The sequence below is a fragment of the Trinickia sp. Y13 genome (genome assembly GCF_029522115.1).
Classification (GTDB): Bacteria; Pseudomonadota; Gammaproteobacteria; order Burkholderiales; family Burkholderiaceae; genus Trinickia.
Genome location: NZ_JAKWFK010000004.1, coordinates 429,149 through 445,571 on the forward strand (window position 1 = coordinate 429,149; position 16,423 = coordinate 445,571).

Consider the following 16,423-nt stretch of genomic DNA (forward strand, 5'->3'; position numbering starts at 1 on the left):
CGCATCGGCTCCGGTCAGGCGGTTTCCCGCTCCGCCGAGGCGGCCTCCGGCTGAATACCCAGCAACCGTTCGGCGAACATTTCGGCCGTGCGGGCCGCTGCCGCGGTCATGATGTCGAGGTTGCCCGCGTATCGCGGCAGGTAATCGCCGAGGCCCGCCACTTCCAGATAGACCGATACCCGCTTGTCGTCGAACACAGGACCGTTCACTAAACGGTAGCCGGGGACATAGCGCTGCACTTGCTCCACCATCGCGTGGATCGACTCCGTGATGCGCGCTTGGTCTGGCTCGCCTTCGGTCAGGCAATGCACCGTATCGCGCATGATCAGCGGCGGATCGGCCGGGTTGATGACGATGATCGCTTTACCGCGCTTCGCGCCGCCCACCTTGGCCACGGCTGCGGACGTCGTGCGCGTGAATTCGTCGATGTTCTTGCGCGTGCCGGGTCCGGCCGAGCGCGACGACACCGTGGCAATGATCTCGGCATAATCGACCGGCTGCACGCGGGACACCGCGTACACCATCGGGATGGTCGCCTGGCCACCGCAGGTCACCATGTTGACGTTCGTTTCGCCCTTGCCGAGATGCTCGCGCAAATTCACCGGAGGGACGCAATAGGGCCCGATGGCGGCCGGGGTGAGATCGATCATCATTACCCCGAGTTCGACGAGCTTGCGGCTGTTCTCGGCATGGACATAAGCACTCGTCGCATCGAATGCGATCTGGATGTTGTCGGCTTTGACGTGGGGCAACAGGCCGTCGACGCCTTCCGCCGTGGTCTTGATGCCAAGCTCGCGAGCGCGCTTGAGACCATCGGATTCGGGGTCGATGCCGACCATCCAAACCGGCTCCAGCACAGGGCTGCGCAACAGCTTGGCGAGCAAATCGGTGCCGATGTTGCCGGGCCCGATCAGTGCACAACGAATTTTTTGAGTCATGACGATGTCCTTGTGAAAACGATGGGATCAGGAAAAGCGCACCGAGCAGGCACCGATGCCCCCGATCGAGACGCGGAAGTCGTCTCCCGCCGAGATCGTCGCCATTGCGGCGAGCGCACCCGATAGCACGATCTCGCCGGCTTTGAGGGGAATGCCGAGACGGCCCAGCGTGTTGGCAAGCCACGCGACGGCGTTGACCGGCGAGCCCAGCGCAGCGGCGCCCGCGCCCGTGCCGATCACCTCGCCGTTTTTCTCGAGTACCATTCCGCAGACGGCCAGGTCGACGTCGCGGGGGCGTACGGCGCGGTCGCCCAGTACGAACACACCGCACGAGGCGTTGTCGGCCACCGTGTCTTGGATCTTGATCTGCCAATTGCGAATGCGCGAATCGACGATCTCGAAGCAAGGCATGACGCATTCGGTCGCCGCCAGCACCATCGCGTTCGTGATCCCCGGGCCGAGCAAATCCTTTTTGAGCATGAAGGCGATTTCACCCTCCGCCTTCGGTTGAATCAGCGTATCGAGCGCGATCTGCTCGCCTTCGCCGTACACCATCCCGGACAGCAAGTAGCCGAAGTCGGGCTGGTAAACTCCGAGCATGTCCATCACGGCCTTCGACGTGACGCCGATCTTCTTGCCGACGACGACTTCCCCCGCGTCGAGACGGCGTCCCACCATGCGCTGCTGCACGTGATACGCGTCCTCGATCGACATCTGCGGATGAAGATCGGTCAATGGCGCAAGCGTTTCGCGCGTCGCGAGCGCGGCGTACAGGCTGTCGCCGAGTTCGTTGATGAGTGATGAATCCATGTTCTGTTCCGATGTGTGCTATCGATGGAATAAGTCAAAGCTTCACGCATACGTTCTTGAGTTCCGTGTAGAACTCGAGCGAATGCACACCGCCTTCTCTGCCGATGCCCGACTGCTTCGCCCCGCCGAACGGCGTGCGCAAATCGCGTAGGAACCACGAGTTGACCCACGCAATGCCAACCTCGATCGCTGCCGCCACGCGATGGGCGCGCGATAGGTTCGTCGTCCATATCGCCGTAGCCAGCCCATAGTCGTTATCGTTGGCGCGGCGCACGACCTCCTCTTCCGTGTCGAACGGCATGACGAGCGTGCAAGGGCCGAAGATTTCCTCGCGTGCGATCGGCGAAGCGTCGTCGAGACCGGTCCAGATCGTCGGCTGCACCCAAGCGCCGTGTGCGAGCTTCTCCGGCATTTCGGGTACGCCCCCGCCCGTCACGACGCGTGCGCCCAATTGCGCGGCCTTGGCGTAATACGACAGGACTTTGCGTTTGTGCTCCTGGCTGATGAGCGGTCCCATGCCGGTCGCCTCGTCGTTCGGCAACCCGATCCGCAGGCGTTCGGCGCCGTCCTTGAGCGCGGCCACGAACCGATCGAAAATCGGGCGCTCGACGTACACGCGTTCCGTGCCAAGACACACCTGGCCGGAATTGGCAAAGCATGAGCGCAGCGTGCCTTCGATCGCCGCCTCGAAATCACAGTCGGCGAAGACGATGGCCGCATTCTTGCCCCCCATTTCGAGACTGACGGGACGCGCGCCCTCGGCGGCCGCTTTCATGATCGCGGCGCCGGTGCGCGTTTCGCCCGTAAACGTGATCGCGTTCACGCCAGGATGCGTCGTGAGATATTCTCCGGCGGAGCCCGGCCCGAAACCATGAACGACGTTATAGACGCCGCGCGGCACACCCGCGGCGTTCATGACTTCGCCCAGCAGCGCCGCCGTTTGCGGCGTTTCCTCCGATGGCTTGACGACGACCGTGTTGCCGCATGCGAGCGCGGGCCCGACTTTCCAGGTCATCAACAGCAACGGAAGATTCCAAGGACAGACGACCCCCACGACGCCGACGGGCCGCCGCATCGCGTAGTTCAGGGCACCCGTGCCGTCGGGCGTCGCCATCTCGAAGCATTCAGTCGGCACGTTCTTCACCACGTCGGCGAAGATCCTGAAGTTGGCCGCGCCGCGGGGGATATCGATATGGCGGGCGAGGCTGGCGGGCTTGCCCGTGTCGGCAATTTCGGCCTGAAGAAAATCGTCGAAGCGGCGGTTGATGCCATCGGCCAGCGCATACAGAATTTGCACGCGCTCGGTCACCGCCATGGCACCCCATGGCCCATGCAACGCTGCGCGCGCGGCAAGCACGGCAGCGTCCACTTGCTCGCGGCCCGCCTCGGCCACGCGCGCGACGACGGCATCGTCGAGCGGCGAGCGCTTATCGAACCAACGCACGCCGTCGACGTATTCGCCGTCGATGAAATTGCGGATTTCTCGAACGCCGCGATCCGCGGCGGCCGCGCCGTCCGTTACGGCAGATGGGGTTGTCGTCAACATGTCGGTTTCAACGAGGTGATCGGATAGGTGTCGGGTGAGTGCTGCGCGCGCGAATGCTCGCCGGCGTTCGCGCGCCCGTTCGGGTGCAATCGCAATCAGGTGTACACGGTCGTGAACGCCTCGTTGATCTCGCCCGAGTGGAAGAAGATGCCGCGCCCGAGGTCGTCCTCCGTCCACGTGGTCACGGGTCGATCGGGCTGCGCGAGGTAGCCGAGCCCGGCGAACGTTTCGTTGCGATTGCCGCTCGGATCGAAGAAATAGATCGTCGTGCCGCGCGTAATACCGTGCCGCGTCGGGGCGACGTCGATCTTTACGCGGTTCTTGCCCATCACGTCCGCGGACTTCAACACATCGGCCCAATCGTCGAGATAGAACGCGATATGGTGCAGACCATTCGTCGCTCCGCCGACGAAGGCGATGTCATGCGGCGTCGTGCTGCGGAACAGCCACGCGGCGGCTTGAATGCTGTTGCCAGGGCCGACCATCACTTGTTCCGACAAGTAGAAATCGAGGCACGACTTCATGAACTGCGTGTTGTCGGCCACCCGGTTGATCCCCTTCTCCGGGTTCAATTCGCACATCAGCAGACAATGGTCGAGCCAATGCACGGCCGATCCCTTGACGTCGTCGGGCCAAGGATCGGGGTTCAGCGAACCCACATCGGTGCCGACCTGTTCCTTGTATGCGTAAAGGCGCATGACGTGACCGCTCGGCAGCTTGAACTCCAGCATGCGGCCCGTGGAAGGCAACGTGCCCTCCGGCAGCATGCGCGTTTCGATTCCGTAGGCCTCGATGCGCTGCCGCAACGCCTCCAGATCCTCATCGTGCTCGACTTTGTAGGCTACGTGATCGAGGCCCGCCTGGTCGGCCTCCGTCAGAATCAACGAATACTTATCCCATTCGTCCCAGCACTTCAGATAGACGTTGCCGCTGCTATCGCGCATCGTCTCCTTCAAGCCCAATACGTCCTGGTAGTGCTTGAGCGCGGCATTCATGTCCATGACCCGCAGCTTTGCATGGCCGATTCGCATTACACCCATGATGGCTCTCCTCCTTCTCCGGTTTGTCTATGTGTGGGACGCGCGGCTCGCGAATCCCTTGAAAAACGGTTTCTGCATCTTGCCGGCCACCTCCAGCGCCAAATCGCCGCCGCATGGCGCGATCCGGCAGGCGAGCGAATAGCCGGCTTGCTCCTCGTCCACGGTGACATGGGCCCGGCTGACGGGCCCGAGCTTGCGCACCTCGCCGTGCAGCACGCGCACCTTGCAGACCCCGCAGCCGCCGTTCAGGCAACCGATGGGAATCCCGCGGCGCCCGAGCCTGGCCATACCCGCGAGCAACGACTCCTGGCCCGAGCAGCTATAGCGCTCGCCCGTTTGCGCGATCGTCACGGCGACTTTCGTATCGATTGCGTCCACGTCACACCTTCCTGAAAAGCGGACTGCGTAGCTGCTGCGCATCCGCAGCCGAGATGAACTTCTCGTGGTAGATGTCGCTTTCGAACAAGCGGCCTTGCATGAGCGTCGTGATGCAGGCGTCGATCATCGCGGGCGGTCCGCACAGATAAGCTTTGTGCCCGGCGAAGCCGTTCTCGAAGTGCGCCTTCGCCGCTTCGTGAACGAAGCCCTGCGCGATCGGTCCCGCGCTCGAATCGTTCGCGGCTTCGGACAACGCAGGCACATAACTGAAATTGCCGTAGCGCCGGCTCAGTTCGCGAAAGTCCGCGTCGTAATACAGCTCCGCGGCGTTGCGCTGCCCATAGACGAGCGTGATCGGCTCGGTGCATCCGCTCTGAAGCAGATCGAGAATCATCGAGCGCGGGCTGGAAAGCCCGGAGCCGCCTGCCATGAAAATCATCGGCATATGGGCGGACTTGCGCACGAAGAATCGTCCGTACGGACCCGAAAGCCGAAGCCGGTCGCCCACGGCAAGCTCCTCGTGCAAGAAGGCCGTTCCCGCGCCGCCCGGTACGCGCCGTACGTTCAGTTCGATCTCGCCCGTGGCGCGCACGTCCGCCGGCGAATTCGCGATCGAGAACGCGCGCCGCTCCTGCATACCGGGGATCTCCAGTTGAACATACTGGCCCGCCTGGAAATCGAGCGGCTCGCTCAAACGCAAGTGGATCGCTTTGATCGTCGGCGTAAGCTCGACGATGCGCGTGACTTGGGCCTCGAAGTCCTTCACGGGGATAGTTTGAGCGTCGGCGTCTTCATCAACGTCGGCCTCGATCACCGTATCGGCCTCGAGGGTCGCGCAGCACGCGAGCGCCTTACGTTCGTCGCGTTCGAAATCCATGAGCGCGAAAGGATTGGCGTTGCCGAGGTCGACCTCGCCCTCGAGCACTTCGATCTTGCAGGTTCCGCACAGCCCGTGTCCGCAGGCGTGCGGAATGTAGATTCCCTGGCGTAGCGCAGCGTCGAGGACGGTTTGTCCGTCCTCGACTTCGATGGTCGCACCCAAGGGTTCGATGGTCAGTTGATAGCTCATGATGAGTCGATACGTCACGCTACGATCGCAGTCGGGAACCGGCCCAAAGGGGCAGCCGGCTCTCGACGGCAGGGGTGAATCAATCAGCTGCAAGAACCCTTGATGCCGTTCAGCCCGGGGGTGCGGAAACGGATCAGCGTCTTATGCCCGATACCGTTTTCCGCCAGCGACTTTTCGCGGTCGGGCGTGAACGGGTTGCCGCTCAGAGTCCATTGCACCGCGCTCCAATCGATCTTCGGAAAATCGGGGTGGCCGCCGTAGATCGACGGCAGGATCTGCGCCTCCAACGCCCCGAAAGGCGTATCGGGCGGCAGCGGCAGACAGAACGGCGCGGGGAACATCAAGTGTTCCTCCCAGCCCACGTACAAAAGCGGTGCTGGAAACTTCTCCACCGTGTCTTGCGGCGGGAAGCTGTACGGTTTGAGAGCGATGACTGTCACGACAACCTCCTTTCGTTAGACGCTGGTGGCTTGGCCACGCCAAGCGGCGAAGTTCTTCTGATCCTCCGATCCCTCGAAGTCCATGGTGTCGCGCGCCCCCACCTCGTAGTAGTCGAGCACCGCCGCCAATGGATCGAACCCTTCGCGCGACGGATCCACATCGGGCTTGAAGCAATTGCCCTGGTAAACCTGATGGACGGGCAGCCAAGCCTGCACGTACTTCTCGGGCTCGTGCTCGAAGATCTCTTTGCAGTGATCGCTGCAAAAGTGATAGCGATTGCCGAGATAGCTCGATTCGCGCGCGCAGGTCTTCGTCGGGTCGCCCGGCTCGGTGAAGAACATCGGGATTTGGCAGGTCTGGCACAGCATCGGCAGCGTCTTGACGTAGAAGCGCTCGTCCGCATCGGCGCGTTCGCCCCAATGTTCGAGGCGCGGCCGGTAGAGTCGATCGAAGCTGTCCGGGTACTTGGCCGAAAGCCAACCCATTTCGTCCTGGTGCGGCAACCACGTATGGAACGGGGCTGCGGCGCCGAACGCATAAAAGGTGGCCCATGCTTGATGGCTGAGGTGATCCTTGCCTTCGCACGCGTCTTGCCAGCCCTTTGGCTCGCGAATGCCATAGCGGGCGAGATCCTTGAACAGCGCGCCGCCGTTTTGCTCGGCGTACATTTCCCACGCCTCCTTCCAGCTCATCACGCGCTTGGGCTGCATGTAGTCCATCATCATCGCCACGAGCGTGAGCAGCCGGTAGCCGCGCCAAAACCATTTATCGATCCAGCGTTGCACGATCGGGACGTTCTGCGGATCCTGCTCGAGCATGAACTTGATGCATTCGATGCCGAGCGTCATGTGGCGCGATTCGTCGGACTGCGCGGAGAAACCGAACGTGACCGTCGACATGTCGCCGTTGTACGCGGCGCCCGACATGAACGGCACGAACAGCAGGTTCGTCAGCACGTATTCGAATGAGAAGCTGACCGCCGTCAAGAATTCGAACGGACCGGACGTGCAGGCATCTTCGAAAAACGACTTCGGCACGGACAGGTACCAGACGCGATCGAACCAATGGTTCGAGTGATGCATCCCGTTGAAGAACTTGTTGTATGTCGACATGGCATGCGTTTCGGTCTGGTAGTGGCGCAGCTCGTCGATCGATTGCATCTGGCAAGCCACGCGCGCCCCCTCGCCCGTGAAATGCCGGCCCACATGCGCAAAGCCCCTATGCGCGTAATACTCGAGCGGCGTCACGCCTTGAATGAAGAGCTTTAGCGCGTTGATGTAACGCGCATCGGTCACGCCGAGAAACGCATTGTTCTGCGTGAATGCGTCGATCACGGCGTAAAGCTTTTTCTCTTTTTCGCCCTGGTACTTCCAGTACGCATCCATCGTGAGGCGAAACGGGTCGACCCATTTGTCCCAGTCGTGGATCTTGATGCCCTCGTAACGGTCGTACGGGAACACTTTGTCCATCGGTTGATAGGTCGTCTCCCAACCCAGCCCGCGGGTCATGGCCGCGTAGCGTTCTTTCAGGCCGAGCTTTTTCTTCAGCACAGGCGTATCCATTCGTGTCTCCTGGTAATGTGCGATTTCGAATGTTTCAGTTCGTCCAGCTCAGCGTGAGTTGGTCGTCGTCCTCGTCGATATGTCCCGAGAGCGTGATCAGATTGACGTGTAGCTGCTGGAGATCGAACCGCGATCCCGTGAGGTTCTCGATGGTTTCGCGACGGATCGTCAAGCGCCCGGGCGCATCGATCTTCACCATGGCCGGCGATTCGATCGCGACCGCATCGGGGTTGTCGGCGAGAATCGCCGCGATAACCGGCCTGGACTCCTCGTTGGCCTGAAAGGCGATAAACACATTGGACATGCTGTTTTCCTGATCGATAAGTACTGCTAATCAAATGACGAGACCCAGCTTTTCGATCCGCCGGCGCCATTGCTCACGCGTTTCGTCCAGCACGGCTTGGCCGCTCGCCGGGTACGCAAGCTCCGCCAACGGCAGCAATGCGTCGGCAGCGCGGGTTTCCCAGGCACGCAGCCAATGCGTCAGCAGGGCCTTGTTGTCCTCCGATTCGCTCGCCATCGTCTTGACGACAGCGTCGATCCAGCGGCTGGATTCGTCGTGCCATTCCGGCATGAAAGCCGTGAGCATCGCGACCGCGCTGCCGCCGGCCAAGGCTACGCGTTCGTCCACGAAGCGCTCGTAGACGAACGGGTAAAGCAAACCGTCGAGGACGAGGTTCTGTGCAACGAAGAGTTCGACCGGATCCGCGAGCACGAGCGTGTCTTCGACATAGCGGCGCAGCGCTTGCCAGGCGGCTGCCTCCATCCAAGCTTGCTTAGCTTGCTCGAGTACGTCGGGGCCCGACATGGTGAGCGCGAGCCGCGTCAGGTACTGGGCTATGCCCAGGTTGTCCATCGCGTGGAACATGGCCGGCGCAGTGAATGCCGTGCCGTAGCCGAGCGCGCAGATCTGCGCGTTGTTCATGTTCGCGCCCCAGGCCACGTGACGCAGGGGCACCAGCACTTGCTGCGCTAGATGCACGAGTTCATCCGACATCGCATCGATCATGCGGCGCGATTCGACGAACTCGAAGTTCGCTTCCATCGTGTCCTGCTGTCGCGCACGCGTGGTGGTCCAAGACGCGTAGTAGAACTGGCGCGGGTCTTTCAGCGCATACCAGTTTTTCAGCTTGATCGCGGTGCGCGCCGTATCGAACAGCTCGTGCTGCGGATCCCAGGTCGGCCGATAGTGGAAGTTCGCGGCGGGCTGTGCCCCCATCGTGCCTTCTTGATAACGCGTTGCCGTTTTGTCTCCGCCGATTTGCGCGGCGACGTGGGCGAAGGTGTTGCGCAGCGGCTTGATGTCCACTGTTTTCAGATCGATGGTCACTGCTTGCTCCTGCTGAAGATGGGTTCGCCTTGTTTATCGAGTCTCACGGCGTTCTGGGCGTGGCAAAACGCTTCGAAAGCGGTGCTCGGCAACATCAGTTCGACGCACAGTTCGGGAATGCCGACCGCAAATTCGAACTCCACAAAGCCACGCGAATTGACGCGGGTGACCTTGACGAACTTGCGGGTCGGGTCGAATACGTCCGTCCCGTCCTGCGTGGGTAGCGAATCGTTGTACATAGCGGGTGTCTCCTCCGTGCGGGACCATCAATGCACCAAGCGTGCCATCCGTCACGTGCAGGACCGAAAATCTCGAGAAATTAGGGGAAAGCACTGACGCCGGCGTGGGGCTTTCGGCGCAAAATCGCGGTTAACCCGGATGTTGTTGGGCCCAGCAAGGCCTCGTCAGAATGCTGATTTCCCGGGCGTTTTTATGTTTTGATGAACACCCGGCGCGGCGTTTGATGAAATCGTAAAGCCAACGTCCGACATCGCGCGAAGAGGCAGGTTTGTGCAAAATCTCGATGGAGCAGGCCGCATGACCACTAGGAAACCCAGCGCGTACCCGTCGGACGCCGACCTTCGGCGGCTCATCCATTTTTCGGCGGAAGACGGCCGCATCTGGCTGGCCGGCCAGCGCATGGTCCTCCTTCACACGGCCGCGCTCGCCGCGTTGCGCAAAGAAATGATCGAGAGCGTGGGGCCTGCGCAAACGCGTCGATGCTTTACACGAGCGGGCTTTGCCGCGGGCGAGCGCGACGCGGCACTCGCCCGCGAGATCCGCGGCAATGCTTCGCTCGACGATATGTTCGCCGTCGGCCCGCAACTGCACATGCTCGAGGGCGCGGTTCGCGTCACACCGCTGCGCTTCGATGCCGATCCCGAAACCGGCGAATTCGACGGCGAATACGATTGGGAACACTCGTGGGAGGCCGAGGCACACAAACACAACTACGGCCTGCAGGCCGAGCCCGTCTGCTGGATGTTGATCGGCTATGCATCGGGGTACACGAGCGCGTTCATGGGCCGAACGATCTTGTTCAAGGAAACGGCCTGCATGGGCAAGGGCGATACGCATTGCCGCATCGTCGGTAAACCGCTCGAGCAATGGCCCGACGCGGACGAATTGGCTGCATGGTTCAAGCCGGAGTCGCTGCTCAGCACGATCGAAAACCTGCAGACCGAGGTGGAGTCGCTACGTCAAGAGGTGATGCCCGATGCCGATCGCACCGACCTCATCGGCCGTTCGGAAGCGTTCAGGACCGCCTATGAGTTGCTGAGGACGGCGGCGCCTACCAAGGTGACGGTATTGCTGACAGGCGAAACGGGCGTCGGCAAAGAGCGTTTCGCGCGTGCGCTGCATGCGTTGAGCCCTCGCGCCGAGAAAGCCTTCGTCGCCGTGAATTGCGCCGCGATCCCGCACGCGTTGATCGAGTCGGAATTGTTTGGGGCCGAAAAAGGCGCGTATACCGGGTCTCAAGCGCCGCGTGCGGGCCGATTCGAGCGCGCCGACGGCGGAACGCTGTTCCTCGATGAAATCGGCGAATTGCCGATGGAGTTGCAGGCCAAACTGTTGCGTGTGATTCAAGAAGGGGAAGTCGAGCGCCTTGGCGCGACGCAATCACGCAAGGTCGATGTGCGCCTCGTCGCCGCCACCAATCAGGATCTGAGCCGTGCCGTGCAGGAAGGCCGGTTTCGCGCCGACTTGTTCTATCGTATCAACGTCTACCCGGTCGCTATCCCCGCGCTGCGCGAGCGCCGCGACGACATCGAGCCGCTGGCGCACGCGATGTTGGAGCGCTTCGCGCGCATGCATGGCAAGCCGCCGCCCACGTTGAGCGATCACGCTCGTGACGCGCTGCGCCGATACGCGTGGCCCGGCAACGTGCGGGAACTGGAGAATCTCATCGAGCGCGCGGTCATTTTGTCGAAGCCGAATCGGCCGGTCGAAGCGCGGGAGCTCTTTCCGGGCATGGGGCTGCCCATCGGCGCGGGCGTCGACCAGCAAGGGCAGATTACCGAAGGCGGCCCGGCGTCGTTCGACTGCGAGGCGCTGCTGGGACAGTTGCAGACGAGCGGCGAAGGGCTCGACGGACTCGAGCGTGCGCTATTGCGCGAGGCGGTGAGCAAGGCAAGCGGAAATTTGTCGGCGGCCGCTCGGATGCTCGGCCTCACGCGGCCGCAATTGAGCTATCGGCTCAGTCGGGATCAACACAGGAGAGGCGATCAATCATGAGGCACCCGGACCTGGTCCATCTTCCACGCACCGCAGCCTCTGCGGGAGGCGACACCGCGCAGCCGGACGAAGCATTGGTTCTCGCCACGGTCGCCACTGAACCGAGCGACCAAGTGCGCACGCTCGGCGAGCAGGCGTATCACGAATTGCGTCAGCACATCATCGACGGACGCTACCCGCCCGGCACGAAGCTACGCGTGGAACACCTGAAAGACTTATATCGCGTCGGAGCGGGTACGTTGCGCGAGGCGTTGACTCGGCTCGTCAGCGACGCGCTTGTCGTCGCCGAGGGGCAACGCGGATTTCGCGTGACGCCGATGTCGCTCGCCGACCTCGAAGACATCACGCGTTTGCGCATTCACATCGAGGTGGATGTGCTTCGCGAATCGGTGCGGCGCGGCGACCAAGCCTGGGAGCAACGCGTGCGCCGCAGCTTCGAGTTGCTGTCCGCCGTCGAGCAACCGGTGTCGATCGCAAATCGGGCGATCTGGGAAGCGCACAACAAGCGATTTCACGAAGCGCTGATCTCGGCCGCTGCGTCACCGTGGACTTACTTGATTTTGCGCATCTTGTCGCAGCACGGCGAGCGCTATCGGCGCTTGTGCATCGGACTTGAAGATAGCCGGCGTGACGTTCACGCGGAGCATGCCTGCATTTTCGACGCCGCGATGCAGCGGGCCGATGCGCGTGCCGCACTGGCGCTCGAGGACCACATCGGCACGACGCTGGCAACGGTCAAAAGGGCTGCGCCCGGAGCGCTACCGTTTGCGTGAAGGGGCGTCGAATAGGTAAATAGCGAGAGGCCTCTCGTTTCGGAAGCATGTCTGCGCACCATACCTGCGACGGCGAGGCGCCCCCTATCCCACAAGCCGCAAGTCCTGCAACAGCGTCGGCACGAGTTCGGAGACGGTCGGGTGGATGTGCATCGCACGACTAATCGTGCTATACGGCTCCTTCGCATACATCACGTATTGTCGACGATTTACCTGGTTCGACATATCCTCGCCAATTAGATGTTAAAAAAAACTAAACCAACGACCAACATAATTAATGGATGCAAGCACAGCTCAGAATCGCCAGGCCTGTCAGCGATATTTCCCGGTCTGAAAGCATGTATTGCGCGGCCCTCAACCTGGTCGTGCTGGCACGATTCCAGGATCATGAGGGATTCGATGGGGTGATGCTCGGACGTTCCGGGATGGACTATCACTTCGAGTTCACCCAATGCCGCGAACACCCGGTAGCGGCCTCGTGGAGTTCGGCAAGTGTTCCCTCCGCCAGGTCTTCCGTAATCAAATGACGCGGCATGTGCCCCCAGCACAAGCTTCCCTGAGCAGATCGCGCTTCGCGCCGAGACGTGGAACGTAGGTACTCACGGCTCTTCGGTGCGTTACGGCGCATTCAGAAACTGCCCGATCTCGTCGAATCATTCTTCCGCCAGCCTGAGTGCCAATATATCAGCGAGTGAGGTTATTTCTAAAACCTTGTTAACTTAATGGCACTGGGGAAACCCCTACTTCAAATACTCCTTTAAGAATTAGGGAAAGATGCCGTTTACCCGATTGATAGCGCTGGACCGATGGCAGTTGGTAACCAACGGGACGATCACGCCGTCTCGATGACTCCTTTCAAAATACGTTCGACTTGGTTAAACTGAGGAATCAACGTGAAATCGAATATTGGCGCGCAGCTTTCATTCAGAGCCCAGATGATTCTGCTGATGGTGAGCTTCGCAAGCTGTTTCCTGCTGTACGGCCTGTGCTCGCTGTTCGTCATCAAGGAACTGCGCGTGAACGGGCCGCTCTACGACAAGATCGTCCAAAACAAGGATCTGGTATCGGATATTCTTCCTCCGCCGGAGTACGTGATCGAGTCGTACCTCACATGCTTTCAGCTTGTCGGCGCGGAATCGGCGGACCAGTCGCGCCTGATCGATCAGCTTAAAGCGCTCAAGGCGGATTACGACGATCGGCATCGATACTGGGCCGGGCAACGCCTGAATCCTGACACTCGCAATGCCCTCATGGACAAGGCGCACCCTGCAGCGCTTGCGTTTTATCAGATCGTATTCACCGACTTCATTCCCGCTCTGCAGCGCGGAGACAAGGCCGGCGCGCTCGACGCGTTGTCTCGCATCTCCCGGCAATACGAAATTCACCGGAAGGCGATCGATCAGGTGGTCGAACTCGCGACGAAGGATTCCAAGGCCGTGGAAGCCGAAGCCCGGGAGCGCACACAGGTGGGAAGCTGGACACTCCTCGTGATCTTCTTTGTAGCACTGGCCTCCAGCGTCGCAATTTCCCGTTTCATTGCCCGTCGCCTTCGCACGCAACTTGGCGGCGAACCGGCTTTGGCAACGAGCGTCGCCAGTCGGATCGCGGCCGGGGATTTGACGGTAAAGATCGGTGCCGCGCCGGAAGATTCGCACAGCCTGATATCGACGATGCAAACGATGCGCGACAGTCTTACACGCATCGCGGCCGAAGTGCGGTCGGGCACCGAAAGTGTCACGACTGCCGCCAGTCAAATATCGGCAGGTAACTCCGATCTCTCGGCTCGCACCGAGGAGCAAGCCGCGTCGCTGGAGGAAACGGCAGCGAGCATGGTTCGATTAACCGAAACAGTCAAGCAGAACGCGGACAACGCGCATCAGGCCAGCGCCCTGGCTTTGCGGGCCACCGACATATCCGCCGCCGGCAACGATGCGGTGCAAGGTATGGTGCGGACGATCGGAGAAATCAGCGGAAGTTCGAGCAAGATTTCCGAGATCACAGGCACCATCGAAGGCATCGCGTTTCAGACCAACATCCTTGCGTTGAACGCGGCGGTGGAAGCGGCACGCGCAGGCGAGCAGGGACGAGGCTTTGCCGTCGTGGCGAGCGAGGTGCGCAGCTTGGCGCAGCGCTCGGCCGCTGCGGCAAAAGAGATCAAGGAACTGATCAACTCGTCTGTCGCGACGATCCAAGATGGCGCGCACCGAGCGGGCGAGGTGGGCGAAACGATGGGGCAGGTGATGTATGCGATCAAGCAAGTGTCGGACATTGTCGCCGAAATCGCCGCGGCATCCGAGGAACAAAGCCGCGGCATCGAGCAAGTCAACCGATCCATCGGTCAGATGGATGAGGTGACACAGCAAAACGCGGCACTCGTCGAGCAGGCCGCCGCCGCTGCGCAGTCGCTCGAAGAGCAGGCGGTCAAGCTTAAGTCCGCTGTTTCTGCATTCAAGCTCGCCGGCGACCGTGTGTCCTGCTAGCGCAGGGGTTAGGCTGATCCTACGCGTGGGCGAGCCATGCTCGCCAACCGCCAAACGCCGTGATGTCGGTCCCGGACTCCAGCCCATACGATTCGCACACGAACCCCGTAACCCACTCGCCATTTGACAGCTCGATCTTCCCTAGCGCAAGCGGAGAAGGAATGGTCGCGAGGAACGAACCCAATTCGAGGCTCGGCATTTCCCAGACCTCGATCGCAATCGCCGCGCCGCCGTCCGGCACTCGCCGCAGGCCGGGCCGCCAGGTGTTATCCGGCGTGGCTGCCAGCGCAGACAACCGATAACGCGGCGCAGTCTGGGTAGCTTCGACCAGGCGTGCGCCACGGCAAATCAAGTCACGATTGAGCGGCAAACCTTGCATATGCGCGCCACACACTGCGACCTTTACGCGATCGTTGTTTGCCAGGCGCCCATCGTTCGCATCGGGTGTTCCGCCACCGACGCATCGGATACCACTCATCCGTTGCAACGTGTCCGCCACGCTCAGGAGATACTGATCCGTGAATGCTCGGCTGAACACGGTGACGCCCCACGGCAGACCATTCGCCATGAACGCAGTCGGCGTCGCGACGGCGGCATAGTCGAGCAGGTTCATGAAGTTCGTGTAGTAGCCGAGCAACGAGTTCGGCCCGATGGGATCGCGTTCAAGCTCCGCGAGGGTAACGGGCCGCGGATACGTCGGCGTCAGAACGAAGTCGAGCGGTTCAAGCACCGCATCGCAGATCGCCTTCAATGCCTGCAAGCGATATTGCGCACGAAAGAGTTCGACGGCGGTGGCGCCAGGCGCCTTCGCCAGCACGTCGCGAATAACCGGCAACACAGCCTCCCGGTCCGCTTCCAACAACTCACCGGCGACACTGTAGCGCTCCGCAACCCATGGTCCTTCGTAGAGCAGGCTCGCCGCTTCGACGAATGGCGCGAAGTCGATTTCGACCGCCTCGCCGCCCGCCGCTTCGAGCGTCGCGCGAGCCTTCGCAAACAACGCGGGACTTTCGGTACAGCCAGCAAATTCGAGCTGCAACGGAACACCGAATCGGAATCTACCGAGCTTGCCGAACGCGCGTGCATCGTTCCATTGCGGGTTCGTGCGGCTATAGGCGTCGCGACGATCGGCTTGGGCGGTGAGTGCGAGCAGTTCGCTGGCTTCGCGCGCGGAAGCCGTAAAGTACGTCATGCAATCGAGCGTCCGGCAGGCTGGCACGACACCGGCGGTCGACAGCAGCCCCTTGCTCGGCTTGAGTCCGACGAGATTGTTCAGTCCCGCCGGCACGCGGCCCGAGCCTGCGGTGTCAGTGCCTAGCGCGAAGCTCGCGACGCCCAGCGCGACGGCCAGCGCCGACCCCGCGCTTGAACCGCCCGAAGGATAGTCGGGATGCACACTGTTACGACACTTGCCGTACGGAGAGCGCGTGCCGTTCAAACCAGTCGCGAACTGATCGAGATTCGCCTTGCCAAGCGGCACGGCGCCTAGCGCGATCAACTGCTGGACGAGTGTCGCGGAATCGGCGGGCATATAGGCGAAGCGGGGGCAGCCGGCCGTGGTCGGAACACCGGCCAAATCGATATTGTCCTTGATCGCGAAAGGAATACCGTACAGGGGCAATGCTTCGATATCCCGCGCTTCCAGCCAGCCCAGATACGGCGCGACTTCGGCTTCGGTCAAAAGATGGATGAACAGATGAAACTCGGGATTGAGCGCGGCGGCTTTCGCCAACAGGCCGCAGATCAGCTTGCGCGGCGTGAGCGTCCCGGCACGGTAAGCGGCCCGCAGCGTGGACAGGCGCAGATCGAGTGAAGACATAA

15 protein-coding genes are annotated in these 16,423 nt (G+C 61.6%); 3 read left to right on the plus strand and 12 right to left on the minus strand.

The window, feature by feature from the left end; all coding sequences use genetic code 11:
* Positions 1-14: 14 nt before the first annotated feature.
* The 11 genes from MMB74_RS10495 to MMB74_RS10545 all read right to left on the minus strand — a co-directional run bounded on the left by MMB74_RS10495 (position 15) and on the right by MMB74_RS10545 (position 9,353).
* The gene (locus MMB74_RS10495; RefSeq protein WP_277428557.1) at positions 15-938 is read right to left on the minus strand and encodes an acetaldehyde dehydrogenase (acetylating); all 924 of its coding nucleotides are present in this window, start codon (positions 936-938) and stop codon (positions 15-17) included.
* Positions 939-965: 27 nt separating this feature from the next.
* A complete protein-coding gene (gene dmpE, locus MMB74_RS10500; RefSeq protein ID WP_277428558.1) occupies positions 966-1,748 on the minus strand; it encodes a 2-oxopent-4-enoate hydratase in 783 nt (260 codons plus the stop codon).
* A 34-nt stretch (positions 1,749-1,782) separates the two neighbouring features.
* On the minus strand, positions 1,783-3,294 hold the full coding sequence (locus tag MMB74_RS10505; protein WP_277428559.1) for a 2-hydroxymuconic semialdehyde dehydrogenase: 1,512 nt from the start codon (positions 3,292-3,294) through the stop codon (positions 1,783-1,785).
* A gap of 95 nt (positions 3,295-3,389) precedes the next feature.
* Entirely contained in the window at positions 3,390-4,334 is a 945-nt protein-coding gene (locus tag MMB74_RS10510) for a catechol 2,3-dioxygenase (RefSeq protein WP_277428560.1), read from the minus strand.
* A gap of 27 nt (positions 4,335-4,361) precedes the next feature.
* Complete coding sequence (locus MMB74_RS10515) at positions 4,362-4,712, minus strand: 2Fe-2S iron-sulfur cluster-binding protein (RefSeq protein ID WP_277428561.1); 351 nt, start codon at positions 4,710-4,712, stop codon at positions 4,362-4,364.
* A 1-nt stretch (position 4,713) separates the two neighbouring features.
* Positions 4,714-5,781 (minus strand): 2Fe-2S iron-sulfur cluster binding domain-containing protein, encoded by a 1,068-nt coding sequence (locus MMB74_RS10520; RefSeq protein ID WP_277428562.1) that lies wholly within the window; start codon positions 5,779-5,781, stop codon positions 4,714-4,716.
* A gap of 83 nt (positions 5,782-5,864) precedes the next feature.
* Positions 5,865-6,221, minus strand: a complete 357-nt coding sequence (locus MMB74_RS10525) for a phenol hydroxylase subunit P4 (protein ID WP_277428563.1) — start codon at positions 6,219-6,221, stop codon at positions 5,865-5,867.
* 15 nt (positions 6,222-6,236) lie between these two features.
* The gene (locus tag MMB74_RS10530; RefSeq protein WP_277428564.1) at positions 6,237-7,784 is read right to left on the minus strand and encodes an aromatic/alkene/methane monooxygenase hydroxylase/oxygenase subunit alpha; all 1,548 of its coding nucleotides are present in this window, start codon (positions 7,782-7,784) and stop codon (positions 6,237-6,239) included.
* Between the two features lie 34 nt (positions 7,785-7,818).
* Positions 7,819-8,088: an MmoB/DmpM family protein gene (locus MMB74_RS10535; RefSeq protein ID WP_277428565.1), complete on the minus strand. Its 270-nt coding sequence runs from the start codon at positions 8,086-8,088 to the stop codon at positions 7,819-7,821.
* Between the two features lie 30 nt (positions 8,089-8,118).
* On the minus strand, positions 8,119-9,114 hold the full coding sequence (locus MMB74_RS10540) for an aromatic/alkene monooxygenase hydroxylase subunit beta (RefSeq protein ID WP_277428566.1): 996 nt from the start codon (positions 9,112-9,114) through the stop codon (positions 8,119-8,121).
* Positions 9,111-9,353 carry a phenol hydroxylase subunit gene (locus MMB74_RS10545; protein WP_277428567.1) on the minus strand — a complete coding sequence of 81 codons (243 nt, stop codon included), beginning with the start codon at positions 9,351-9,353 and terminating at the stop codon, positions 9,111-9,113. Before MMB74_RS10545 ends, MMB74_RS10540 begins: the two co-directional genes overlap by 4 nt.
* Before the next feature lie 298 nt (positions 9,354-9,651).
* On the opposite strand from MMB74_RS10545, the gene MMB74_RS10550 reads away from it, so the two are divergent.
* The 3 genes from MMB74_RS10550 (at position 9,652) to MMB74_RS10560 (ending at position 14,602) form a co-directional block, all read left to right on the plus strand.
* Positions 9,652-11,349 (plus strand): sigma-54-dependent Fis family transcriptional regulator, encoded by a 1,698-nt coding sequence (locus tag MMB74_RS10550; RefSeq protein ID WP_277428568.1) that lies wholly within the window; start codon positions 9,652-9,654, stop codon positions 11,347-11,349.
* Complete coding sequence (locus MMB74_RS10555; protein ID WP_277428569.1) at positions 11,346-12,122, plus strand: GntR family transcriptional regulator; 777 nt, start codon at positions 11,346-11,348, stop codon at positions 12,120-12,122. The genes MMB74_RS10550 and MMB74_RS10555 overlap by 4 nt, the downstream gene beginning before the upstream one ends.
* Positions 12,123-13,057: 935 nt before the next feature.
* On the plus strand, positions 13,058-14,602 hold the full coding sequence (locus MMB74_RS10560) for a methyl-accepting chemotaxis protein (RefSeq protein ID WP_277428570.1): 1,545 nt from the start codon (positions 13,058-13,060) through the stop codon (positions 14,600-14,602).
* 19 nt (positions 14,603-14,621) lie between these two features.
* On the opposite strand, the gene atzF is transcribed toward MMB74_RS10560, so the two are convergent.
* A complete protein-coding gene (gene atzF / locus MMB74_RS10565) occupies positions 14,622-16,421 on the minus strand; it encodes an allophanate hydrolase (protein WP_277428571.1) in 1,800 nt (599 codons plus the stop codon).
* Positions 16,422-16,423 lie beyond the last annotated feature (2 nt).